Raw genomic sequence first — 23,982 nt, 5'->3', positions numbered from 1 at the left:
ATTGCGGCTTTTGAAGTTAAAGTTTAAAACGTCTGATAATCTCGGTCATTTCACCGGATATTTTCTTGACTTCGTGTGAACTGTCTTGAATACTGCCCATGAGATCCGATTGGGTATCCATCGTCGCTGCAATTTCTTCTGCTGCAGCGGCATTTTCTTCAGTAATTGCGGAAATGCCGTGAATAGAAGAGGTCGCTGCATCTTTGTTGACGTTGACTGTTTCGATGCTGGCGCTCATACTTCTAAGCTGTGTCACCGTCTTATGCATGGCCGACTCAATCGTCTCAAAAGCGCTTTCTACGCGTGTCAGCACTTCATCTGAAAGCTTAATCGCTGCGCTGGAACTGGACATATTGGTCTCAGTGGTGCTGATTTCTTTGAGAATTTCCTGTATGATGCCGTCGATTTGCGTCGTCGATTTTGACGTTTCTTCGGCGAGCTTTCGAATTTCTTCTGCGACAACGGCAAACCCGCGACCCGCCTCACCGGCGCGTGCAGCTTCTATAGCGGCATTCAGCGCCAGCAAATTCGTCTGCTCTGCAATTTCTTGAATGGTGCTGGTAATTTGCACAATTGAAGACGATTTAATGCTCAGCGTCTTGACATTTGCACTGAGAGAGTCGTTGGCTTTGGTCGTCACATCGAACTGCTCACTAAGTGCCTTCAGCTCGTCCACGCCCTCCATATTGCTTTGAACCACTTCTTCTGTATACGCCTTGAGCTGTTCGGCCCCTTTCACCGTTTCTTCAATAGCACCGGCGAGTTCCACCATTTTCTCGGAGGCCTTTTGGGCGTCCTCTGCCTGCTCAGTCGCACCTTGTGCGAAGTCCCCCGCCGTTTGCGTAACGGCATCGATACTCTCTTTTCCGGTTTCTACAGCGTTGTAGAGCACCTCTGATGCGTCGTCGAGTTTTAGCGCGTCGCCGTTCATCGTCTTGACAATCTCCCTTAACACCACGCGTAAGTTGGCAACCGACTTGGAAATGACGCCGGTTTCATCTTTGTACTTGAGTAAGTAATCGTAAGAGTCGTCGTCTTGGACATCGAGGTTAGATGTCTTATCGAGAATCAGCGCCAAACTCAAAATCGGCTTGGAGATTCTGCCGCTGACCAGATACGCAGTAAAAATCGCCAGTGCGAGGGTTCCCAGCACGACAAGGAGTACAATCACTACGGCATCTCGTATCTGCTTGTCCACAAGGGCGCGCTCCTGAGCGACCACAGCGTCGATATCGTCGACGTAGTTGCCGGTTCCTATCACCCACCCCAGCGGCTCATAAAGCTGTACATAGGCGCGCTTCGGAAGTGGCTCCGTGGTATCCGGTTTTGGAAAATAGTATTCGAGATAGCCACTGCCCTCTGATTTTGCAAGTGCAACCATCTGCTCCACAATTTTATTGCCAAAGTGGTCTTCCAGATCGAGTCTGTTTTTGCCTTCAACATCGTCTCTACCGAGCAGCACCACATTATCGCCTTCTAGTGTATCTGCCCAAAAATAGCCGCCGTTTTCATAAACGGCATTTCGAATGGTATCCGCTGCTAAACTTTCAGCTGTGCGCTTATCGATTTGGCCGCTCTTTTCGTGACTGAGTATGCCGTCTAACTGGCTGACGACAATCTGCACATTGTGCTTGATGTTCATGTCGTAACTGGTGCGCATGTTCGCTTCCATCTGGTCCACGCGCTCCATGTTGGTCGTGTAGATGCCGTAAATGGCAACGGTACCGAGCACGAGTGTCAAGACGAGTAAACTCGCACAAACCAATGTAATGATTTTTCCCCGAATGCTTCTCATTTCTTATCCCCTTTCGCAAACCACGGTATAAAGGTGTTCGTACGCCTTGCGTACGCCTCAAATCCGGGGCGTTTTCGCATCGACTTCTCAAGCATCGGCACGCCGGAGACAAACCTGAGTAAAACCGTTATGGTAAGTGGGCTGACAATCGTCCAGACCGGGAGGTCGACAGACAAGCCTATCACCCAGATTCCCCACCACATCAACGCTTCGCCGAAGTAATTGGGGTGTCGCGTATAACGCCAAAGTCCCGTGGTAATCAATTGGCCTTTATTGGCCGGCTCATTTTTAAACGCTTTGAGCTGAGCGTCGCCAACCACCTCAAAGAAGTAGCCGACGCACCAAATTCCAATCCCCACCGCTGTTAACGCAGTAAAGGTCGCCCCTGTTTGAGCGTGAATAAACACAATGGGAACGGCGATTACCAACATAAAAAAGCCCTGCAGCATATACACTTGTAGAAAAGCCCTCGGCACCACCCATTTGCCCCAAGCCTTTCGCCAATTGGCGTACCGAAAGTCTTCGGATTTACCGAGGTTGCGCTTCAAGATATGGACAAAGAGCCGGACGCCCCACAGCGCTACCAATAGAGTCGTTACTAGGGATACGCTCGTGTAGGCACCGTTTCGCACCATGGTAAAAACGCTGATACAGACAAAACCGATGCCCCAACCGAAATCTACAATGCTGTTGTTTTTAATCGCGGTACCCACGATAAAAAAAGCTGTAAAATAGATAAACACCAATAAAACCGCTTCAGTCATTTGGTACCTCCTCAATCAGTGCAATAGCAACTGCCCCGACGCCGGCGTGAATTGCCGTCACCGAAGAAATCGCCATAAGGTATGCCGGTGGCGTTCCAATCAGCTGAGTGAAGCGCTCTGCATAGCGCTCTGCCAACTTCTCGTTGCCGGCGTGTACAACGGCGTACCTTGAGATGCCCCTCTTATCGCGAATGGTGCGTACAAGGCGTTCGATTTGTCGGTCGATTCCGCGCCTTGAAAGCGCCAGACCAAACGCCGTGCCCTCGCCACTGGGTTTGAGGCTCATAATCGGTTTGGCGCCGCAGGCGGTTAAGAACCGCCCAATGACATTGGGCACCCTACCGCTTTTCACAGCGTATTTAAATGTATCGAGGCTTACAAAAACTTTTGTACGCGCTACGAGAGAGGTGACTTCAGAGACAATGGCTTCCGCTGATGCCCCTGCATTGGCCAGTGTTGCCGCTTGGAGTACCGCCAGCCCTTGACCTGCTGTATTCAGTTTTGAGTCCACGAGGTGAACGACGTCTGTCCGCTCGCCGATGGCTTTTTGAAACTGACTGTACGTGCCGCTAAGTGCCTGTGAAACACTGATGACCACGACTTCCTCGTAATGTGCGAGCATCCAGTCGAGTTTCGACTGAATGCCTTTGACGTCCGGTTGTGAAGTGCTCGGGTATACGGCACTTTCGTCCATTAGGCGCTGCATCTGTCCGGCGGTCAACGTCATTTTGTCCAAATAAGTATTGCCGTCAGCCACTATGCTCAGTGGGAGCATGTGAATTTGTTCTTTTAAAAGTATATCATCTGGGATGTCGGCAATGGAATCCGTCAAAATACCCACTTTTGATTTGGGATGCTCTGTTACAGCTCTTTGCACCCGCATATCATCGACTTTTGCCTTACCGATGACGTACCCGCGCTGTACAAGTTCTTCAGCGACTTTTTCAGGATGCTCTGTGTGGAGATGCACTTTGACAATCCTCGCATTCCCTGAAACCACCACAGAATCTGCTGATTTCTCAGCAATGGCTTTGATAACCCCTTTTTCTTCTGCGCCGCACCTCAGAATAAATTCGGTACAATACCGATAGGTCAGCGCCGTTTCCGTCTGATTGTGTACCTGCATTTCCACTATTGGCGCCGCCGACTGCGCGTCGACCACAGCCTCTTTAAAATCTGAAAAGACGCGGTTGACACCCTCTAAAAAGAGCACGAATCCCTTGGCCCCTGCGTCGACCACTTTGTTGCGCCGAAGCACTTCGAGTTTCTCCGGCGTTTCTTCCAGCGCACTCAGGGCTTTTTTATACGCTGCTTTAAGCAACTCTTTGAAAGACAGATGCTGTGCGTGGTGCTCAAAAAGATACCCGGACCACGCTTTCATAACGGTGAGCATCGTCCCCTCTACAGGTTCTGAAACAGCGCTGTAGGCTTCTTCTGCCGCCTTATAAGCACCAGTGCCGAACTCGGCCATAGTGACGACTTTAAGGTTGTCACAGGCGCTGTAAAAGCCATTTATAAAACTGGCAAATATAAGGCCGGAATTGCCCTTGGCACTTTCCAGCGCTATATCCGACATCGATTGAACCACTAAGTTAAAATCCTCGTGGAGAGTCGTTTCATCTACGATTGCGTGAAGCGTCATAACGAGATTGGTGCCCGTGTCGCCATCTTGCACCGGAAATACATTAATGGCGTTAAGCGCTTCTTTTTTGCTGGATACTTCATGAGCACCTGATTTAAAAAAATTGTAAAAGTCTTTTCCATTTAATACGGTTTCCATCACTTATTCGCCTCCATACATGTATTCAAGTGTAAACTTTATACCCATTTTCTAAAATAATATTGTCAATCGAGTGGAATTGTGATTTAATTTAACCTAAAGTTCACTACTAAAACCAAGGGTTCAAAAGGAGCTGAAATGAAAGACTACAGTATTTTCGACATTATTGGTCCGATTATGATCGGCCCCTCCAGTTCACATACCGCAGGCGCCTGCCGGATTGGGTACACGGCCCAGAGCATTATCAAACTCGAAATCACTGAAGTGACCTTTGTGCTCTACGGTTCTTTCGCCAAAACCTATAAGGGCCACGGCACGGACATCGCCCTTCTCGGCGGTTTTCTCGGCATGAAACCCGATGACGAACGGATAGTCGACGCCTTTGCAATTGCGGACAACCGGGGACTCCAGTACGCCTTTATCGCCACTGATGACGAGATGCCACACCCAAACACTGTTAAAATCATCGCCAAGACCAACCGACTGGAAACTTGGGAAATTATCGGCGAGTCCATCGGCGGCGGCAAGATGATTATCAAGGCCATCAACGGCATAGACGTCAACTACACCGGCGAATACAACACATTGGTAACACATCATCGCGACAGTTCCGGCATGCTTTCGAGAATTTCCACCATCCTCTCAGAAAACCGCATCAACATCGCTTTTATGAAAGTCTATCGAGAAGAAAAGGGCATCAAGGCCCTCAGTATTATTGAAACCGATGAAGAGATAGCGCAAAACGTCATCGACGAACTCCTGAAAGTCGACGGCATTCGCTATGTCAACGTCATTCAGAAAGTTTACGATTAAGAGGTCCCTTATGAACATTAAAAACGCACAAGACGCCATTGCGCTCTGCGAGTCCAAACAGCTGTCGCTAAGCGAACTGGCGCTTCAATACGAAATTCAAAAAACAGGCAGAAGCTACGGCTACATTCGCGACTACCTTAAAACCGTCCTCAAAACCATGTCTGTCGCCGTTCACGCAGGCATTAACGACAACGACAACGCCATCCACGGGAAAATCATCGGCAACGACAGCGTGCTCTTGAGAAAGCGTTTTGAGTCCACGCGTACCATTTGCGGAAAAACAGTGGCCACTGCAGCCGCCTACGCCCTTAGTACCATGGAAGTCAACGCCTCTATGGGCAAAGTCGTCGCTTCGCCCACAGCCGGTTCCTGCGGGGTTTTGCCCGCCGTCCTCATTACAATGAAGGAGCGCTTTGAACTGGATGACGACACCCTCGTAGACGGTTTGCTCGCCGCGAATATGGTGGGGAGCGTCGTCGCACGAAATGCGACGATTTCTGGGGCTGAGGGCGGTTGTCAAGCAGAAGTAGGCACAGCGAGTGCCATGGCCGCCGCTGCCTGTGTTCACATGATGGACGGCGACGCCAAAGCGGCTTTTAACGCCTCTGCTATGTGCTTTAAAAACCTGTTGGGCCTCGTCTGCGACCCTATTGCAGGCCTCGTTGAAAGCCCTTGTGCCAAGCGAAACAGCATGGGCGCCGCCAACGCTTTAATGTGTGCCGAAATGGCGCTCGCCGGCATCGAGAGCATCGTCCCCTTTGACGAAGTCGTGGAGGCGATGTATCGCGTCGGCAGAACGATGCCGCCGTCGCTTAGAGAAACGTCTATGGGCGGTCTCGCCGTTACAAAAACCGCTGTCCAAATCAACACAGAACTCTTCGGAAAATAAGGAGGCTTACCCCTATGAAATGGCTCAACAAACTCGATCGTAAATACCATGACAAGGGCATTCCCAACCTCATGGCGTTTATCGTTCTTCTCAAAGCCGTGTCCTATGTCATCGGTTACATGGATCCCAGCGGCAGATACCTGTACAACATCGCGCTGATTCCAAGCAGAGTCCTCGGAGGCGAGGTCTGGCGTCTGTTTACGTACATCGCCACACCGCCGAGCAGCAGTCCGATATTTGTAATCTTTGCACTGATGCTCATCTATACTTACGGTCAGGGACTGGAACACGAATGGGGCACCTTCAGATTCAACTTGTTTTACCTCATCGGCTACCTCTGTACGACGCTTTCCGCATTTATCGGCGGTGGTGTCGCCACGACATTTTATCTGGATTTGTCCATCTTTTGGGCCTTTGCCATGGTCTATCCAAACTTCACCCTGCAGCTTTACTTTATCTTCCCGGTGAAGGTGAAGTACCTCGCGGGCATCAGTGGCATTTTGACTTTTGTAGGATTCCTCGGTGCTTCTGCAACGATGAAGCTCGCTATTTTAATGGCGCTCTTTAACTTTATCTTGTTCTTTGCCAGAGACATCTACGAAACTTTGTCCTTTCGCAGAACCGTTTCGGCCAACAGACGCCGGTTCAACAGTCAAACCCGTGCGCACAACCATCTGAGAGTCGTACACAAATGTGCCATTTGCGGCATCACCGAGCAGGACGATCCCAATATGGAGTTCCGTTACTGTAGCCAATGCGACGACCTATCGGAGTACTGCATCGACCACCTGAGAGATCACAAACACGTTAAGAACAGCTAGACCCGTACAATAGCTGCTGTTGCAAAATAGCCCGTAACTAAAAAATGACTAGAATGCTCCTAAGGAGGTGTTCTAGTCATTTTTATGTTGAGAGGCTTAGAACCGCTTCAGATGAGTTATCATTTTTGTACTCTGAAAAACCCTCCCAAGGACAGTAAAGTCAGACTGGCGTGCAATAAAGTAGAGGAGATGAATTTAAAAGCACTCTACTGAAAACAAGGTAAAAAACCAGCCGTTGACCCGATTAACCTCCAAAAGCGGAGGTCTACGTTTTCTCAGTGTTTTCGTGCAGTGTCTATCATCAGGTACGGTTTTTCTTTTCATTTTTGTTGTCTCCTTCCCTTTCGTGTGAGGCGCCTTCTCAATTCGAATGTTAAGTTTTGTTAACAAGTGTAAGATTTCAGCGAGTTACTCGTTTTTATTCTGAAGGGTAAGCTAAAGTTGAATGAGTGATTTCTAAAATGTTTAAATTTCGTTGGAATAATAACCCAAAATACGATTTTGAAAAATAGGAGGACATTCATGAAAAAATTTTTTGTCTGCTGTTTTACTTTACTTTTCTGTTTTTCTTTTATTGGACAGCACTTTTCTTATGGACATACACTAAACAGAGCTTTAAACGATTTAGTTGCTAGAAAAACATCAGAAGGGATAGTGTATACTTCAAGTGATGGTTGGGACTGTCCCTACAGATTAGGAGGATACGTATAAGTATGAGTAAATTGGCTAAAGTTAATAAAGAAGCTCTTGAGGATGTTGCTGCTTCATTAAGCGTTGCCGCTTATATTGCATATATTATTACTATTATCAGTATCGTTTATAAGGTCTTAAAAAATTATCCTGTAAGTCGTTATTATTTTGAGATTGTGTTACTTTGTTCTATGTCGCTTTCAATTAGCGTTCATCGAATCCTTATCAAAAAATACGACCTACCACTAACTTTGACGGGGAATAAAACTATTGCGATGTACAGAAGACCTTTAAAGCAAAGAATCTTGCATTACTTTTTAGATTCAACTGTCTTTTCGTTTTTTTTTCTAATAGTTGTACATTTTGTATTAGATAAAGACTATGTTTTCTCGCTGATTTCCGAAAACAAGGTTATTCAGACTTTTTTCGAACTGTGCATGGCAATCAGTTTTGCTTTTGTAACAGATTTTGCGTGGTTTGAATATAATATTTACCGATATAAAAAAGAGCGTCAATCAAACGATAAAAATTAAAAAACTAAAAAAGTGCTGTTGCTCATCTAATTTCTTAGATTTGCAACAGCACCTTTATTCTAAAGTGGGATGTGACAATAGCCGTTTGGATTTTTATCGAGGTACTTTTGATGGTATGCCTCGGCTTTGTAATAACAGTTGAGCGGCATCACTTCTGTTACAATAGGTTTGTCCAATTTGGCTTGTTCCGCCTTCACCGACGCTTGAATAACCGGGAGGTCGGCGTCGTCAATGTAGTAAATCCCCGTACGGTACTGACTGCCGATGTCGCCACCTTGGCGATTCAAAAGCGTCGGGTCGATAACTTTCCAAAAGTGACCGAGAATATCGTCCAGCGCAATGACATCGGGATCGTATACCATGTGCAGCACTTCTGCATGTCCGGTGATGTTTTTGCACACCTCTTCATATGTCGGCGCTTCTGTTTGGCCATTGGCGTAGCCGACTTCCGTCTCCAATACACCGGCAAGTCTTTTAAAATAGGCTTCCATGCCCCAGAAGCAACCGCCTGCTAAAACTATTTTTTTCATGCTCTACCTCCTGTCTCTATTTTAACCGAGTTCCGATAAAAATGCACGTGCCGGCAAGCCGTCGACGCCTTCTATTTTCATCGGCAGACAGTGGAAATCATAACGGCCAGGCGCCACTTCTCTAAGCGCCAACCCCTCGATAATGTAGATGTCTGCACCCATCAAAGTCTTGTGCGTCTCATGTGACTTCGACCCGCGTTCAATCCCCAGCGCGTCGATGCCCACCGCTTTAATGTCCAGCGCGGCTAAACACGCCGCACCGGAGGCATCTAGGTAGTCGAACTCAAAATTAAAGGCATCGCTCAAGGCATTTTTTGTCTTAAAGATGACGATGTCGCCGGGGCGTATCTTATCGAGATGCGGTTTTAGAAAGGCCTCGGTAATGGCCGTCGCCTCTTCTCCGCTAAAATCGATAACCAGCGCCTTACCGTTGATTTTCGTCACATCGAAAGCCGTCGAATCCGCACCGCCGTCAACCATATGCAGGGGCATGTCCACATGTGTTCCCGTGTGCAAATCCATCTGAATACCGCTTTCGCAATAGCCGTTTTCCGCATGCGTCGCTCGGCTGATAATCACCGGGCGCTTTTCCGCTTTATTTTTATAGACCATCATTTCCGGTGAAATGGGCATGGTCACATCAATCCATTTCGTAGTCAAATAGTGCCTCCTTCCAAGTGTCCGTCATAACCTTATAGATGTCCTCGCCGGTTTTATAGGCGTGTAGCGGCACTGCAGCCATTACCTGCGCCATATGCTCAATGACTTCCCACGCTTTTTCAACTTCATCCCAGCGGGTAAACAGTGCGCTCTCGTCGTGCAAACAATCCAAGAGCAGCTTCTCATAAGCTTCCGGCGAGTTGCCCATAATATGGCAATTGTGACAGTAGTCGAGTTTCATGGGCATCGTATACGCCTGAAGCCCTGGGGCCTTGCCGTTAAACTGTAGGACAATCCCCTCTCTCGGATAAATCTCTATGGTCAGTCGGTTGCGTTCCGGCTGCCCTTTTTCAAAGAAGTACGCCGTGTCTTTAAAGACGATTTCAATCCCCGCGTGCTTTTCGTTCATCTTTTTACCGGTAATCAGATAAAACGGCATTCCCAACCATCTCGGTGTATCTACAAATGCCTTAATGCCCACAAAAGTCTCTGTGGTAGACGCATCGGGAATGTCTTTTTCGTCGAGATAACCGACGTACTGCCCTTTGACCACCGATGGGTCAATTCTCAAATGATGCATCACTTTGACTTTCTCATCCTTTATCCAGTCGTCGTTAATGCCGCTCGGCGGGTCCATCGCCACAAGGGAAAGCGTTTGAAACAAGTGGTTTTGCACCATGTCTTTTAACGCCCCCGCTCTGTCATAATAACCGCCGCGCTCTTTTACCCCCTCGCTTTCCAGGGCAAATATCTTAATGTAGTCAATGTGTTCTGCCGACCAAATGTTTTCAAAAATCTTGTTGGCAAAACGCACCGTTAAAATGTTCTGAAGCATCTCTTTTCCGAGGTAGTGGTCAATGCGGTAAATTTGGCTCTCGTCAATGAACTCGAGTAAAATTTTGTTGTACGCTTTTGCCGTCTCGAGGTTTTCCCCAAACGGCTTTTCAAAGACCATTTTTTCGCGCGCTTCGCTCTTGTGAATGAGGTCGTTGGCCACAAGCGCCCGCGCCACTACCGGAAAGAATCTCGGTGCCGTAGCCAAATAGTAAATTTTAATGCGGTGCTTAAAGGGGTCGAGGCCGTCGACAGTGGCCTTGAGTCCCGCATAAGCACTTTCGTCACCGATGTCCATGGCGTGGTAACAGAGGTGGGCTTTAAAGGCCGCCCACTGCTCAAACTTGGTTACGTCCATCTTGTTGACCAAGTGCGCCTCAAATTCGTCCCATGTGTAGGGGCGCCTACCGACGCAAATAATTCGAAAGCCCTCGGGCAGCGCCTGTTCCAAATACAAATGGTACAGTGCCGGAATCAGTTTTTTCGTCGTTAAATCGCCTGTTGCCCCAAATAACGTAAACAGCATCTGTCATCACCTACGCTTTGTAGATTTTATGGCCGCCAAACTGGTTGCGCAATGCCGCCACACAGCGTTCGCTGAACAGATCGTCGTCTTTGGATTTGTAGCGGACAAAGAGGCTCTGTGCAATTACAGGCGCCGACACGCGTAGACGAACCGCCTCTTGCATCGTCCAATCCGCTTCTCCAGAGGCGTCTACTTTGCCGGCAATACCCTCTAAGGTGGCGCTGTCTTTAAACGCCTCGTGCATCAAGCGCATTAAGAGACCTTCTATAATCGAACCGTTGGCCCACACTTTTGAAACTTTCTCAAAATCCAAATCGTACTCAGAGGCCTTTAAAATATCAAAGCCTTCCCCAATGGCCTGCATCATGCCGTATTCAATGCCATTGTGAATCATTTTAACATAGTGACCACTGCCGGCGTCCCCAAAGTACCCGTAACCGCCTTCCACAGCGAGTTTCTTCAAAACGGGCTCCAGATACGCCACAGGCTCTGTATCGCCGCCCACCATAAGGCATGCGCCGTTTCGGGCGCCTTCAGTTCCCCCGCTGGTACCGACATCCACGTAACAAATGCCTTTTTCTTTCAACCAATTGTAACGTCTCACGGTGTCGTTGTAATTGGAGTTGCCACCGTCGATAATGATGTCGTTTTCTTTAAGTTGCGGAAAAAGCGCCGCAATGTTGCTGTCCACAGCCTCTCCCGCAGGCACCATCAGCCAGATGACTTTCCTATCGTCTTTGAAATCGGCAATCAGCGCTTCTGTCGTCTCAAACCCTTTGACGCCCTCTTTGCGAATAGCCTCTACTTTCTCAGGTGAACGATTGGTCGCAAGTACCTCTACGCCGTTGTCGCGCATGTTCAGTGCAAGGGCATAACCCATTTTTCCCAGTCCTACGATTCCTATTTTCATAAACTCTCTCCTTCAGTTTTTTCAATTCTTACCCTTTAAAAACACATAAAAAACGCATCTTTTTGAATTCTAAAAGAAACCGTCAGATGCGCCTTCTCACGCGTGTGTTGTCTCGTCAGTCTTGCCTTACATTTTGATTGAGAGAACAACCGTACACTAAGAGATGATTTTCAATTTTTCTTTCAATACGCTGACATGTAACGGGAAGTCAGGACCCTCTTCGCCATCTAAGTCCGTTCCCACAGCTTCACTGCAGGTTATCGTGGCATCGGCCGTTTTAAAATAGGCGATGTGATCGCTTTTCGGATGTTCGCCGTTAACCACTTTCACTAAAAGCGGCATCAAGTCGAGCACCGGGCATTTTTTAAATACCACAACGTCTAAGAGGCCGTCGTTAATCTCTGAACGCGGCGCCAGCTTTCTAAAGCCACCAGCCGATTTACCGTTCATAATCAATACGAAAAACACCGTGCTCTCATGCACTTCGTCGCCGTTTTTTATGTGGACGTCAAAAGCCTTTAGCCTCGGTATTTCCTCGATGCCCTTGATGTAGTACGCCAGGACGCCCAAGACGTTTTTTGCTTGATCGTTTACCCGCTGACTGATGTCTACGAGGTTGCCAAGCGAAGCCACGTTGATGAAATACTGCTCGTTTGCCTTACCGACGTCACAGCGGGTAAATGAATTCTTAATTGCGACGTCTATCATGCCGTCCAAATCCTTTGGAATTCCGAAATACTGCGAAAAATCGTTGGCGGTTCCCGTTGGAAAAAGTGCAATGGGCAAGTCGATGTCGTTTTGAATCATCAGATTCACCACTTGATGGATGGTGCCGTCGCCACCTGAGACAATAATTTTTTTTATGGACTTAGGCAAATCGGACATAAAGCACTTGAGCGCCGCTCTATCGTCCAGTCGAAAGGGGACGACATGCTGTCCTTTCTCCTGAAAGCGCTTAATGATGTAGTCGAGGTTGTCGCCCATCGTTCCCGTTCCGGACTTCGGATTGTAAAGCAGTAATACGAACATAATAGCCCTTCTTTCTGATAATGTGTTTTATATGACTATCTTACATCTTTTTTGAAACGACTTCAAAGGCTTCTTGACAGTGTTTACAAGTAATGCGCACTTTGCCTTTTCCCTTCGGAAGGCGCACCCGTCTGCTACAGTTCGGACAAGCTTCCACGGTGTAGTCTAAAACGGCTTCTATTTTAGCCGGATCAAACCCGACGACGGTCTCCTCTCCAATGACAAATGCAGGGACGCCCATGAGTTTTCGATGCCGCATTTCCTCGGCGGCCGCTTTGTCCAACTGTACGTTTTTTTCAATAAAATGGTACCCTTTTTCCTGCAAATAAGCTTTCGCCGTCTTGCAGTGCGGGCATGTTGAGGTGGTATACATGACGATCTCTTTCATACTCCCATCCTTTCCAAATGATACAGATGGTCTACTTCAACAAATCCCAAACGTTTGTAAATCCGACCAGCCTGTTCATTTTCATAAATTAACCCTACCGTTTTGCCGGCAGTTATCAGTTTATGACAAAGTGCATAGGTGCAACTTGTCGCATAGCCCCTGTAAAGTGCCGTAGCGTCTGTGGCAACCCCCACGATAACCGCCTGCGTCTGCGTTTCAAAATCGCTTTGTGCGACGCTGACGGGAAGCCCCGATGCCAAAATCACTTCCCCCCGCCCTCTAAGGGTATCGAGTTTCTCCCGCATGTATGCAGAGGATGGAAAGCCTTTGAAAACTTTTCGGTATAGGGCCTCGACAGCTTCTAACAGGGTGCTGTCGAGCGGCTGTGTTGCGTGCCGTTTTTCGGGCTCAATGAGCGCGTTGCGTGTCAACACCGCAATAGAGCTGCCCTTTCTAACACGGGCGCGGAGTCCCTGTGCCATAAGCGCCGTCATCGCAGCTTCCGTGCAGACGACTTCTGTGTACTGCCGCCTGTTTAACAGCCGGGCGATGTGTGAATAACCCACGGGGGTGTCCACCAGGAGTTGTACGCCGCCCGATTTTCTAAACAGTACCCAACACGCACCGTCCTCGGAAACCAATATTTCTTTGTAAGGTGAGGGCACTTTTTTTAATGACAGGGCAATAAAATAGTGCCTCACGGGGTCGCAAAGCGCTTTCTCGTAAACGGTCTGTCGTTCAGCTTTTTTCCATTTCATCCTCTATCGCCTCAAACTGTTTCTTAAACGCCGTGGGAAAGGCCAACGTCTCAAACGCTTGGCGTTCAAGCCACTTGACTTCAGGCGACTCAACAGTCCCCGGGGCCTTTGTGACTTCGGCAAACACCAGCTGTACTTCCCAAATCAAATGTGTGAAGACGTGTTTCTTTCCGGTTCTGTCCGCATACGCGCGGCTTTCAACGCCGAACTCCGACGCCAGATGAGCTTCGATGTCGCCGTAGGCAAGCGTCTCATAAGGCTGGTTCGGAAAGCCCCACAAGTTGGCCATAAGCCCTTCGTTTGGTCGCTTTACTATTAAATATTTACCCTGATATCGGGCGACTATCACAGCAATTTTTACTTTTCCTTTTTTAATTTTTTTGAGCTTTACCGGTCGCTTATCGACGATGTTCCGCTCGTAAGCTGCGCACATCGACTGTACAGGGCACGTGGCGCACTTCGGCTTTTTAGGCGTGCAGACGAGGGCACCGAGCTCCATAAGCGCTTGATTGAAAACATGTGGCGCACCGCCCATTTCCCGCATGACCACGTCTTCAAAAAGCTTGCGGGACTTTGGATCGCTGATATCAGCATCCATGTCAAACACCCGAGACATCACTCGCATGACGTTGCCGTCGACAGCATGCGTCGGTACGTCGTAGGCGATACTTAAGATTGCCCCTGCCGTGTAAGGCCCTATCCCCGGAAGTTTCAGCAACTCCGGTCGATTGTCCGGAAAGATGCCGTCGTAAGTGTCCGCTACGAGGCGTGCCGTGCGCATGAGATTCCGCGCTCTGGAGTAGTAACCGAGGCCCTCCCAAAGTTTAAACACTTCTTCTTCATCTGCTTCTGCCAAGCTGTACACATCGGGAAAGCGCGCTGTAAATCGGTTGTAGTAGTCGATGACTGTCGCCACCTGCGTCTGCTGAAGCATTACCTCAGACAGCCATATGTTGTAGGCATTGCGCGTCTCCCTAAAAGGAAGTGAACGCTTTGCCGAAGTAAACCAATTGTTGAGTTGCTTGTAAAACATAACCTGCTCTTTCGTTATACTATTGCCGCGCGGTTGCCGCCGCGGGATTTTGATTTTCTTAAAAAGTCCATTGCCCTATCTAGAATTACTGTCGTCGTATCCCTCGGGCGAATTAAGGTGCCGCCAATGGAAACGGTCATATCCACTTCTTTAAACGCCTGTCCCCGAAGGCTGGTATTTTCCATGACGATGCGAAGTTTCTCCCCCATGTCCTTCAGACGGTTGCTCGAAATGTTTGAAAACACCAACATGAACTCATCGCCTTCCAGCCGAGCAATTAGAGACGCTTCGTAAAACACTTCCTTGAGGCTCTGAGAAACGACGCGCAACATTTCGTCGCCAAGTGCCCTGCCGTAAGTGAGGTTATGTCCTTCAAAGTTGTCGATATCCATAATGATGATGCCGAAGGGGATGCCCACAATGCGTTCGAGTTCAATTTGAAGCCCTAGAAAAGTCTTTGCGTAAGACATGTTGCACAGTTTCGTTACAGGGTCTTCGAAGTCGTCCGGATACGGGTCGACGGGAAGTTGCACGTGTTTCTTTAAAAACATCTCAATGTAGCCAATGTGTATGTCCCCCTCCATCCAGCGGGTCAAACGACTGGTGACGAGCACGCGATGCCCGTTTTTGTGATGCAAAAAGATGTCGCGCTCGCGGTAGAGTTCAGCGTCGCCGAGTTCCGTAGGCTCGAGACATAACATATGCCCGTCCAAGTCCACCGGATTCAACAAATCTTCGTGGCAATAACGCCCTTCGACCTCTTCGCTCTTAAAGCCGGTCAAGCGCTCTGCACTTTCGTTGATTTTGACATAGCGGTACGACGTATCCAAATACATAACGCCTTCTAATAACGGAACAGAACGGACATTCATTACAAAACCTCGCTTTCTCATAAAATGTTTCTCTTTTAGCCTATTTTGTATTATAATAAGATATCACGGTATTAAATAATTCAGTAAATAAAGAATTTACAATAAAAGGAGTACACGCATGGACCCTATGTCAAAACACATCTATCTGGTTTTCACTCGAACAGGTACATGGCTTGCGCGGACGATTTCAATTTTTTCAGAAACCAAATACGTCCATACCTCCATCAGCTTTGACAGCTCGTTTAAAGAAATGTATTCATTTGGACGCAAAAACCCAAACAACCCGTTTTCAGGCGGTTTCGTAAGAGAAAATCTCTACGAAGGCGTCTTTAAAAAATGGGGGAAAAGTGAGTGTATCATCTTCAAAGTCGAGGTCTCTGCCAAGCAGTTTGACGGACTTAAGCGAGATGTCGAATATTTCTATCGAAATCAACACCGTTACGGCTACAATTTTATCGGATTGTTCGGCGTTTTAATCAATCGACCGATCAAAAGAAAAAACCATTACTTTTGTACCCAGTTTGTCTACGAACTCCTCTACAAACACCGATTGGTCGATTTGGAAAAACACCCGGGTCTCATTACCACACTCGACCTCCTCGACATCGGTGGCGAAACCATCTTGTACGAGGGTTTTATTTCGAATATGACGCCTGTTCTCGAACGCTTTCAGGCTTAGTGAGGATGCTTTCTTTTTCTAAGAACTGTCGAACGGCGTTCTCATAGAGAACAGGGTCTTGATAATACGCTTTGGCGTGTCTCGCACCCTTTACCCAGTAGTAGGCCTTTGCGCCTCTTTTTTTTTCATACATATGCATGGAGTGCTCCGGTGGCACATAGCGGTCGTCGAGGCCATGTACCCATAAAATAGGCGTCTCCACAGACTCAATGGTCTTAATCGGCGACATCTCCGAAAAAAAAGCGCCGGTTTTCAAATACGACATTAAGGACGCCATCTGCAATAGGGGGAATGGCGGCAAGTTGTAGTCTTCTTTTAAACGGTGTTCAAACTCTGCGTAGGCGCTCTCAAAGGGACAGTCGGCGATGACAAAAGCCGGTCTGGGGTCTACGGCGATGTGCTGAAGTACTGTGGCGCCCCCCATGGATTCCCCATGTGTGCCGATAAGAGCGCCGTCACCCGTTCGACGAAGTGCTTCGTCAATCATTAAGCTTAAATCCTGTTTCTCATAATAGCCAAAAGTCGTTACCGAACCGCCGCTTTTACCGTGATTGCGATGGTCGTATATCAGAACGTTGAAGCCCCATCTTCGAAACATCCACATGTATTTAACTGAACCGTAGAGGTTGTACGTGATACCGTGTACAAAGACGATGGTCTTTTTACTCCCCTCACAGGGAATCCAGTACCCAAAGAGGTTGTACCCCCTCGGCGTGGGATATTCAAACGCCTCTTTTTCAAGCGCTTCAAACGTCTCTGCTTCCCAATTGCCTATCTCCATTTCTCTTTCCAGCGCATTTTCATGTGTGCGCGTCTTAGGGTAGAGGGCATAGACGGTAAACCGGTAGCTGAGGCCAATCACTCCTGCGATGACAACTGCAAACAACAGGCCAAATACGATCATTGTGCTTTCTCCTTTTCCTATCCTTTTGTTTCATTATATCATCATCCCCACCGAGGCGCATCACATTATTAAAACAGCCGACCTTCCTCTGACGGAAAATCGGCTGTTTATTGTTTTAGACAAACCGCTCAACTTCTTCGATAAACACCTCCATCGGTTGATTTCCCACAAAGCGTTTGTCGTCGTTAAACACCACTAGCGGCACACTGGAGACTTTGAAATGCGTGGAGAGCACATCAAAGGTCTGCGCCTCTATCATCTCGGCGTCGATAAACGGGCTCTCTAGTGCCAGGGCGTGCGCCTTTTGGACTGCACCTGCACAGTGTGGACAAGAGAGTGTGACAAACACCTTGATGTTCACCGGCTTATCAAGGCCCGAAATGCGCTCTTTAAGCGCTTCCGGAAGGCCTTCCCCGGCACCTGAAACCGATAGAATTGCCGGTAGGAACGAGTTGATTTCATGCCCTGCCGGGATGCCGTTGAACTTAATGCCCACATACGTTTTTGCCTCGTCTAACAAGACGATGCTCGGCACCATAGTCACATTGTACGCCGCTGCGCGTTCAGCGTCTTTGTCGAGATCGAGATGTTCAAAATGAATGTGTGCGCTGATGTCCTCAATTTCCTTCATAAAAGAAAGTGTCTCATCACAAGTGGGACAAAGCCCTTCTTTTGTAAACACGGCGATGGTCACGTCTTTCTTCATTTCGCTAAAAACCACTTCTAATTGTTTCCGAATATCTTGATTGATCAACCCCACGTTAGGCCTCCTATCTCAAATAATCATTTGCCGTCAGCGCCGCTTTCGCGCCTTCTCCTGCACTGATGACAATCTGCTTGTAAGGGCTGTCCGTCACATCTCCGGCGGCAAACACCCCAGGTACCGAGGTCTCGTTGCGCGCATTGACTTTGATCTCCCCTCGATCGTTACACGCCACAATCCCTTTCACAAAATCGCTGTTCGGCAAGTAGCCGATTTCCACAAACACGCCTGAGGCCTCTACTTTAAAGCGCTCACCGCTCTTTTTGTCGAGCACCTCGACACCGCTGACCAGTTGTTCCCCGACGATGGCTTCAATCTGCGTTTCCAAATGCACTTTGATGTTGTCGATTTTCTGCATTTGATCCACAAGTATTTGATCGGCTCTCAGCTGGCTGCGGTGGACGATGGTTACTGTCCGAGCGATTTTGCTGAGGTCCATAGCCGCTTCCACTGCGGAGTTACCACCCCCTGCGACAACGACGTCCATGCCCTCAAACAACGGGCCGTCGCAAATGGCGCAATAAGCGACACCGCGTCCCTTAAAGGCCTCTTCCCCCTCGACGCCGAGCGGTCTGGGCTTGCTGCCTGTTGCAATAATGAGTGCACGCGTCTTAATCACATCGGCGCTGGACAGCGACACCGTAAACACATCGCCGTTTTTAATAAACGTCTTTACCGTCTCATCTCTTAAAATCGGGACGCCATACTGATCGATATGTGCCGAAAAGCGCTTGGAGAGTTCTTCCCCTGTGACGTCTTGAATGCCGATGTAGTTGTCTACAGACGTGGTATCCACCACCTGCCCCCCTGCTTTGGCACCGACGATGCCCACGGTGAGTCCCTTGCGCTTGGCGTAAAGTGCCGCACTGAGTCCCGCAGGTCCCGCACCGATAATCAACACATCGTACTGAATGCTCTTGTCAAATCCCGTTGTTTTATCACCTAAATTTAAATTGAGTTCCATATCTTTATCCTTTCTGCTCTGTTCGCGTACAGTCTCTCTCAAAATGCATCATCCATTGTCGGACGGCATTTTTTACGGTAGTGAGACAACGCACTAGTGTACTGTCTCGTTGAGATTTAATTAAAAATGCCAGATAATCTGTATCAGTGCAAGGCAAAATATCGACGACAATGCGGGACATTGTCGAGAGATTTTAACGCCGCAATGATGCAGAGTAGATGAGCAGTTTTTTTAATGGTGAACGATACAGGACACTAATGTACAATTTTCTCTAAAAAATTTTGAAGCTGGGCCGTCTTCGGCACATCGAACATCTCGCTGCCACCGACTTCGACCACTTGCCCGTCTTCCATAAAGACCGTTTTATCGGCAACCCGTTTGGCAAAGCCGATTTCGTGTGTCACGATGATAAAGTCCACTTTTTGCTCGGCAAGCTTTTTCACAGCGGTGAGCACTTCGTAGGTGAGCACGGGGTCCAGCGACGAAGTGGGCTCGTCGAGCAAGATAATCTCCGGTTCAATGGCGAGCGCCCGAACAATTGAAGCGCGCTGGGACTGGCCGCCGCTGATTTGATGCGGTTTTTTGTCGGCGTGTTCCAAAAGGCCGAACTGCGTGAGCAATCCGTCGACTTTGGCTTCCACTTCGGCGCGTTTTTTCCCATGCACTTTTTCCAGAACCAAGTAGATGTTCTCTCGAATCGACAGATGGGAAAACAAGTTATGGTCTTGAAAAACAAAGCCCACCTTTTTTCTGTATTCGGGATCGTCTCCCTGCGACAGCGTTCTGCCGTTGACGGTTATGGCGCCGCCGTCAAAGAGTTCGAGACCTGCTATAAGCCTGAGAAGTGTCGACTTTCCGCTTCCTGAAGCACCGATGAGCGCTAAAACGCTGATGTCGCTGAAGTCCAAATCGATGCCCCTCAATATTGTTTTGTCGTCGTATCGTTTAACCAATTGGTCTAATTTTAATCGCATGTCCTACCCCTTGTAATTTAGTCTTTTTTCCATATAGCGGACGAGCAAGATCAGTGGAACCGTTAACAGCAGATAGCCCACTGTGACAATGATAAATCCCTCAAGGTACTTAAAGCTCACCGATTGAACTGTTCGAATGGTGTTGAAAAACTCGTCGGTTGCCAAATACGAGAGGATGGCACTGCCCTTAATGGTCATGGCAAACTGTCCTGCAAGGGGCGGCAGCACGCTGGTGATGACCTGTGGAAAAACCACGTAACGGTAGGTCTGGTAGCGCGTGAACCCAAACATCTTAGCCGTCTGCCACTGATTGACGTGAATCCCTTCCACAGCCGCTTTGTAGATGTCCGCCACATAGGCGCCGATATAAAGCGCCAGAGTCACCACACCGACCCAAAACTTCGATTTGAGACCGAAGGCGTCGCCGATATAATAATAAGCAATCATCGAAATGACCGGCAACGGCGTTCCAAAGACGATGGTTTTGTGAATCTCTGCAAGGTAGTGGACGACGCCCCACTTTGAAAGTTGCATAAAGTAGAGGACGAGACCGATGGCCAACGCCATGACGAGGGCGACGGCACTGATGGCAATCGTGGTGAGCCAGCCGTTAAAAATAACGCGCTTGTAAGTACTGTACAGCTCAAAATCCAAGGGCTTTCCTACCGTTATTTTATAAACGAAAAGAAAGAACAAAGCGTAAATCATCAAGGCCAATGTAAAGTTGAGTAGCTTCTTCATTTTTGCTCCTTCGATAGAAAGAGGCGCATAAAACGCCCCACACAGTTTTAAGACGCCTGCATGCAGAACGCCTTAAACTTCAACCGCTTCATACGGCATTTTAGAAGAAGAAATCGAGACCGTTGTCTTCAAATTCCTTCATGTAATCTTGTAAAAAAGTCTCCCGAATCGTGTCGTAAGTACCGTCTGTTTTGGCCTCTTTTAAGAACGCGTTAATCTGTTCTTTTAAGTCGTCTTCACCTTTTCTCATGGCGATGCCCCAGCCCCTAGTGTTAGGCAATGGCTCTAAAACAGCACGCGTGGTGTCCGGGTTGTTTTCATGGTGTCGAATAATGGACAGCGGGTCGTATATGAACACATCCGCTTTCCCCTGTGCCACTTCCAGTACCGCTGTGGCTTCTTCTTCAATGTTGAGTATCTTTGCCTTAGGCGCGTTTTCAGCGGCCCAAATGGCGCCGATGGTGCCCGATTTAGAGGCGATGATGACGTCTTCGCTGTTCACATCGTCCGGCGATTGAACTTTTGAATCTTTGTAAACCAGCATCATCAGCTGTGAATTTGTATAAGGATCTGAAAAGTCCACAACTTCCTCACGTGTCGGCGTAATGGTCATCGACGAAATGATTATATCGACATCACCTTGCTCCAGTGCCGGAATCAAACTCGCGTAGGCCGTGTCGACGATTTCGACTTCTCTATCGAGGTGCTCGCCAAGCGCTTCTGCCAACATGACAGATGCCCCCGTTGGGTTCCCCGCTTCATCTTTTGTTTCAAAAGGTGGGTATTTGAGTTCCATCCCAACCTTCAGCACTGTATCGTCAGTCGTTTTTGTACAGCCGGCCAGCGCGACCGCCAAGATAAAAACAAACAATAAAAAAGCGCCTAATCGCATTCTTCCGCTCATAGTGTCCTCCTAATAGTGGTTATTTTAATAAAAGATGCTATGTATATACCAAAAAAGCCCCGTACTTAAACTTTTTTAATCAGAATCGTGACTTATTCGTGGGAGTGCTATGAAAATCGATTGAAAACAACTTGAAAATGCAAGCGAACCGTTCATTAAAACTCTAAACAGCTTACATGTCACGCGCCTTTGTAGTGAGCGCCTTCTAGTGACACATTTGACATCAACGTCGATAATGTCCTTCAGAGTTAAGAGCAATACGCCGAACACGGGTAGCAGCAAGTACATCTTTTCATTTAAATACCCGTAAACGGCTAATAATCATGGCTGTCTAGACGGTATTGCTCAACCAAACGTTTTTATGTCATTACATTTCATAGACTTCACCTTGTATCATGCCGCTAGCATTTCAAAATTTCTTCATGATTCAGATGTCCCGCTAAACCCCGGGAAATCCCCGCTTTATAACCCCTATAAAGAATTACAATAACCTATTTGGAGAAAATTAATGCTTTTCTAAGATGAGCCTGTTACAATAGGGGCAACGACATTGCAAAAAGGAGGTCTCTTATGCAGAAGAAACCGGAATGGCTCAAAGTTAAAATAGAGCGCCCCAAACATCTGACACAGGTGAACACCCTCATCCGCTCCCTGAACCTCAACACGGTTTGTCACGGCGCCAATTGCCCCAACCGCCTCGAGTGCTTCAGTAAAAAAACGGCGACATTTATGATTCTAGGCAGCGTCTGTTCCAGACACTGTCGTTTTTGCAACATCGAGAGCGGACAACTGCTCCCGCCGGACATCACAGAACCGTCTCGTGTGGCGGAAGCCGTAGCGACGCTCGGCCTCAAGCACGCCGTCATTACATCGGTGACGCGAGACGATCTCGAAGATGGCGGCGCCTCTTTGTTCGCCGATACTATTCGCGCCATAAAAGCCCGTATGCCGGACACTGTTGTGGAAGTTTTAATTCCCGATTTCAACGGCAGTCTAGAAGCCTTAAAAGCCGTCGTAGACGCCAATCCCGACATTATCAACCACAACGTCGAAACCATTCAGGGGCTCTACGACGATATACGCCCTGAAGCGGACTACGCACAGAGTTTAACGCTGTTAAAACGCATTAAACAGCTGGACTCTGGTATTTTTTCAAAATCCGGCTTTATGCTCGGACTCGGCGAAGACGAAACCGCCGTCTATGCCCTCATCGACGATTTAAAAGCACACGACGTAGACATTTTAACCATTGGGCAGTATCTCCCGCCGTCTAAAAAGCACGCGCCATTGAAAGCTTACATCCATCCCGACGCCTTTGACGCCTATGGCGCCTATGCGAGAAGTGTCGGTATAAAAGCAGTTGCTTCGGCCCCTCTGGTGAGAAGTTCGTACAATGCAATGGAAACTTTTACACATTTAAGTTATAATAAAGTGTAAGGGATTCTTCAAATCCGAAGAAGCAGTTCAACTGTTTCCTTGCTCAGGAGGACCAAATGAAGATTAAAATCATCACCGATTCATGTTGCGATTTACCCCTGTTTTTTACCCAGTCCAACACGGAGCACCTCGATGTCATCGGTATGCCGGTTCAGTTAAACGGCAAGGAGATCATCGACGACCTCGGTAAATCCTACGCACATGAGACCTTTTACAACGCGCTGAGAAACGGCACTATGCCGACGACTTCTCAGATTAATGCCTTCCGATTTGAAGAGCTGTTTAAAAAATATTTAAATCAAGGCTACGACGTCGTATACGTCGGCTTTTCCTCCGGGATGAGTGGTACATTTAACTCCGCTCGCATCGCGAAAGAAACCGTTCTTTCCGAAACGCCGGAAGCCGGCCTCTACACCGTCGATACGCTCTCTGCGTCCATAGGCCTCGGGGCACTGGTGATTCGTGCCGTAGACCTCGTCAAGTCGGGCGCGTCCACAGAAGATATCGTCAACTGGTTGGAAGCACACAAGTTCAACGCGCAACACTGGTTCGGCGTAGACGATTTAAACTATCTTAAGAACGGCGGCCGAATTTCAGCGGCCTCGGCTATTGTCGGTAGCGTACTCAACGTCAAGCCGACGCTAATCGTCGATCACGAAGGCAAACTCAAGCCCTATGGCAACGTCAGAGGGCGCAAGAAATCCATTTCATTTTTGGCGTCTAAGTTTAAAGAACATTTTAGCGAAACACTTACACAAACTGTACTTATTGGTCATGGCAACGCCATCGACGACGCGCTAACCTTAAAAGCCGCCGTCGAGCCGTATGCAAAAAATGCCGAGATTATCGTTTCCGAACTCTCCATGACCATCGCTTCACATGTCGGACCCAATATGCTCGCCATCGCTTTTATAGGCGATGAAAGAGAATAGCATTTATAAGCACTTATACAAAAAACGTCTTTTTCGGCGACTGGGGCCGAGAAAGACGT

At 48.1% G+C, this 23,982-nt stretch carries 26 protein-coding genes; 8 read left to right on the top strand and 18 right to left on the bottom strand.

Annotated features, from left to right (window positions below):
- Positions 1-16 precede the first annotated feature (16 nt).
- From ACR6HW_RS12245 to ACR6HW_RS12235, 3 genes are read right to left on the bottom strand one after another with little or no spacing between them, the layout of a single operon-like run.
- A complete protein-coding gene (locus ACR6HW_RS12245) occupies positions 17-1,795 on the bottom strand; it encodes a methyl-accepting chemotaxis protein (RefSeq protein ID WP_455728011.1) in 1,779 nt (592 codons plus the stop codon).
- Positions 1,792-2,559, bottom strand: a complete 768-nt coding sequence (locus ACR6HW_RS12240) for a DUF1295 domain-containing protein (RefSeq protein WP_455728010.1) — start codon at positions 2,557-2,559, stop codon at positions 1,792-1,794. The genes ACR6HW_RS12245 and ACR6HW_RS12240 overlap by 4 nt, the downstream gene beginning before the upstream one ends.
- The gene (locus ACR6HW_RS12235; protein ID WP_455730888.1) at positions 2,552-4,339 is read right to left on the bottom strand and encodes a DegV family protein; all 1,788 of its coding nucleotides are present in this window, start codon (positions 4,337-4,339) and stop codon (positions 2,552-2,554) included. Before ACR6HW_RS12235 ends, ACR6HW_RS12240 begins: the two co-directional genes overlap by 8 nt.
- 138 nt (positions 4,340-4,477) lie before the next feature.
- Here ACR6HW_RS12235 and sdaAB point away from each other — a divergent pair, with 138 nt between their 5' ends.
- From sdaAB to ACR6HW_RS12210, 5 genes are all read left to right on the top strand, one after another.
- Positions 4,478-5,152: an L-serine ammonia-lyase, iron-sulfur-dependent subunit beta gene (sdaAB, locus tag ACR6HW_RS12230; RefSeq protein ID WP_455728009.1), complete on the top strand. Its 675-nt coding sequence runs from the start codon at positions 4,478-4,480 to the stop codon at positions 5,150-5,152.
- 10 nt (positions 5,153-5,162) lie between these two features.
- Positions 5,163-6,041 carry an L-serine ammonia-lyase, iron-sulfur-dependent, subunit alpha gene (gene sdaAA, locus ACR6HW_RS12225; protein WP_455728008.1) on the top strand — a complete coding sequence of 293 codons (879 nt, stop codon included), beginning with the start codon at positions 5,163-5,165 and terminating at the stop codon, positions 6,039-6,041.
- Between the two features lie 14 nt (positions 6,042-6,055).
- Entirely contained in the window at positions 6,056-6,862 is an 807-nt protein-coding gene (locus ACR6HW_RS12220; RefSeq protein WP_455728007.1) for a rhomboid family intramembrane serine protease, read from the top strand.
- A gap of 522 nt (positions 6,863-7,384) precedes the next feature.
- The gene (locus ACR6HW_RS12215) at positions 7,385-7,573 is read left to right on the top strand and encodes a hypothetical protein (RefSeq protein ID WP_455728006.1); all 189 of its coding nucleotides are present in this window, start codon (positions 7,385-7,387) and stop codon (positions 7,571-7,573) included.
- A 2-nt stretch (positions 7,574-7,575) separates the two neighbouring features.
- Positions 7,576-8,085 (top strand): hypothetical protein, encoded by a 510-nt coding sequence (locus ACR6HW_RS12210; protein ID WP_455728005.1) that lies wholly within the window; start codon positions 7,576-7,578, stop codon positions 8,083-8,085.
- Positions 8,086-8,144: 59 nt separating this feature from the next.
- Here ACR6HW_RS12210 and msrA read toward each other — a convergent pair whose 3' ends face one another.
- From msrA to ACR6HW_RS12165, 9 genes are all read right to left on the bottom strand, one after another.
- Positions 8,145-8,615, bottom strand: a complete 471-nt coding sequence (gene msrA / locus ACR6HW_RS12205) for a peptide-methionine (S)-S-oxide reductase MsrA (RefSeq protein ID WP_455728004.1) — start codon at positions 8,613-8,615, stop codon at positions 8,145-8,147.
- A 21-nt stretch (positions 8,616-8,636) separates the two neighbouring features.
- Positions 8,637-9,275: a cyclase family protein gene (locus ACR6HW_RS12200; RefSeq protein ID WP_455728003.1), complete on the bottom strand. Its 639-nt coding sequence runs from the start codon at positions 9,273-9,275 to the stop codon at positions 8,637-8,639.
- A complete protein-coding gene (gene zwf, locus ACR6HW_RS12195) occupies positions 9,256-10,635 on the bottom strand; it encodes a glucose-6-phosphate dehydrogenase (protein WP_455728002.1) in 1,380 nt (459 codons plus the stop codon). The genes ACR6HW_RS12200 and zwf overlap by 20 nt, the downstream gene beginning before the upstream one ends.
- A 10-nt stretch (positions 10,636-10,645) precedes the next feature.
- The gene (gnd, locus tag ACR6HW_RS12190; RefSeq protein ID WP_455728001.1) at positions 10,646-11,545 is read right to left on the bottom strand and encodes a phosphogluconate dehydrogenase (NAD(+)-dependent, decarboxylating); all 900 of its coding nucleotides are present in this window, start codon (positions 11,543-11,545) and stop codon (positions 10,646-10,648) included.
- Positions 11,546-11,701: 156 nt separating this feature from the next.
- Positions 11,702-12,574: a YegS/Rv2252/BmrU family lipid kinase gene (locus ACR6HW_RS12185; protein WP_455728000.1), complete on the bottom strand. Its 873-nt coding sequence runs from the start codon at positions 12,572-12,574 to the stop codon at positions 11,702-11,704.
- Positions 12,575-12,614: 40 nt separating this feature from the next.
- Positions 12,615-12,962 carry a glutaredoxin family protein gene (locus ACR6HW_RS12180; protein WP_455727999.1) on the bottom strand — a complete coding sequence of 116 codons (348 nt, stop codon included), beginning with the start codon at positions 12,960-12,962 and terminating at the stop codon, positions 12,615-12,617.
- On the bottom strand, positions 12,959-13,720 hold the full coding sequence (locus ACR6HW_RS12175; protein ID WP_455727998.1) for a GNAT family N-acetyltransferase: 762 nt from the start codon (positions 13,718-13,720) through the stop codon (positions 12,959-12,961). Before ACR6HW_RS12175 ends, ACR6HW_RS12180 begins: the two co-directional genes overlap by 4 nt.
- Positions 13,701-14,753 carry an A/G-specific adenine glycosylase gene (gene mutY, locus ACR6HW_RS12170; RefSeq protein ID WP_455727997.1) on the bottom strand — a complete coding sequence of 351 codons (1,053 nt, stop codon included), beginning with the start codon at positions 14,751-14,753 and terminating at the stop codon, positions 13,701-13,703. Before mutY ends, ACR6HW_RS12175 begins: the two co-directional genes overlap by 20 nt.
- A gap of 14 nt (positions 14,754-14,767) precedes the next feature.
- Complete coding sequence (locus ACR6HW_RS12165; protein ID WP_455727996.1) at positions 14,768-15,646, bottom strand: GGDEF domain-containing protein; 879 nt, start codon at positions 15,644-15,646, stop codon at positions 14,768-14,770.
- A 97-nt stretch (positions 15,647-15,743) separates the two neighbouring features.
- Here ACR6HW_RS12165 and ACR6HW_RS12160 point away from each other — a divergent pair, with 97 nt between their 5' ends.
- On the top strand, positions 15,744-16,304 hold the full coding sequence (locus ACR6HW_RS12160; protein ID WP_455727995.1) for a hypothetical protein: 561 nt from the start codon (positions 15,744-15,746) through the stop codon (positions 16,302-16,304).
- Here the strand turns inward: ACR6HW_RS12160 and ACR6HW_RS12155 are convergent.
- From ACR6HW_RS12155 to ACR6HW_RS12130, 6 genes are all read right to left on the bottom strand, one after another.
- Positions 16,261-17,208 (bottom strand): alpha/beta hydrolase, encoded by a 948-nt coding sequence (locus ACR6HW_RS12155; RefSeq protein ID WP_455727994.1) that lies wholly within the window; start codon positions 17,206-17,208, stop codon positions 16,261-16,263. The genes ACR6HW_RS12160 and ACR6HW_RS12155 overlap by 44 nt on opposite strands.
- A gap of 115 nt (positions 17,209-17,323) precedes the next feature.
- Positions 17,324-17,968, bottom strand: a complete 645-nt coding sequence (gene pdo / locus ACR6HW_RS12150; RefSeq protein ID WP_455727993.1) for a protein disulfide oxidoreductase — start codon at positions 17,966-17,968, stop codon at positions 17,324-17,326.
- A gap of 10 nt (positions 17,969-17,978) precedes the next feature.
- Positions 17,979-18,935 carry an FAD-dependent oxidoreductase gene (locus ACR6HW_RS12145; protein ID WP_455727992.1) on the bottom strand — a complete coding sequence of 319 codons (957 nt, stop codon included), beginning with the start codon at positions 18,933-18,935 and terminating at the stop codon, positions 17,979-17,981.
- 254 nt (positions 18,936-19,189) lie between these two features.
- Complete coding sequence (locus tag ACR6HW_RS12140) at positions 19,190-19,909, bottom strand: amino acid ABC transporter ATP-binding protein (protein ID WP_455727991.1); 720 nt, start codon at positions 19,907-19,909, stop codon at positions 19,190-19,192.
- Positions 19,910-19,912: 3 nt separating this feature from the next.
- Positions 19,913-20,650 (bottom strand): amino acid ABC transporter permease, encoded by a 738-nt coding sequence (locus tag ACR6HW_RS12135; protein WP_455727990.1) that lies wholly within the window; start codon positions 20,648-20,650, stop codon positions 19,913-19,915.
- Between the two features lie 100 nt (positions 20,651-20,750).
- Complete coding sequence (locus ACR6HW_RS12130) at positions 20,751-21,554, bottom strand: transporter substrate-binding domain-containing protein (protein ID WP_455727989.1); 804 nt, start codon at positions 21,552-21,554, stop codon at positions 20,751-20,753.
- A gap of 549 nt (positions 21,555-22,103) precedes the next feature.
- Here ACR6HW_RS12130 and lipA point away from each other — a divergent pair.
- Together lipA and ACR6HW_RS12120 are read left to right on the top strand one after the other, a co-directional pair.
- The gene (gene lipA / locus ACR6HW_RS12125) at positions 22,104-22,991 is read left to right on the top strand and encodes a lipoyl synthase (RefSeq protein WP_455730887.1); all 888 of its coding nucleotides are present in this window, start codon (positions 22,104-22,106) and stop codon (positions 22,989-22,991) included.
- 56 nt (positions 22,992-23,047) lie between these two features.
- Positions 23,048-23,923 carry a DegV family protein gene (locus ACR6HW_RS12120; protein ID WP_455727988.1) on the top strand — a complete coding sequence of 292 codons (876 nt, stop codon included), beginning with the start codon at positions 23,048-23,050 and terminating at the stop codon, positions 23,921-23,923.
- The last annotated feature ends 59 nt before the right edge of the window (positions 23,924-23,982 follow it).

It is taken from the genome of Fusibacter sp. JL298sf-3, from assembly GCF_053842995.1.
This window is presented reverse-complemented; position numbering and strand designations above follow the sequence as displayed.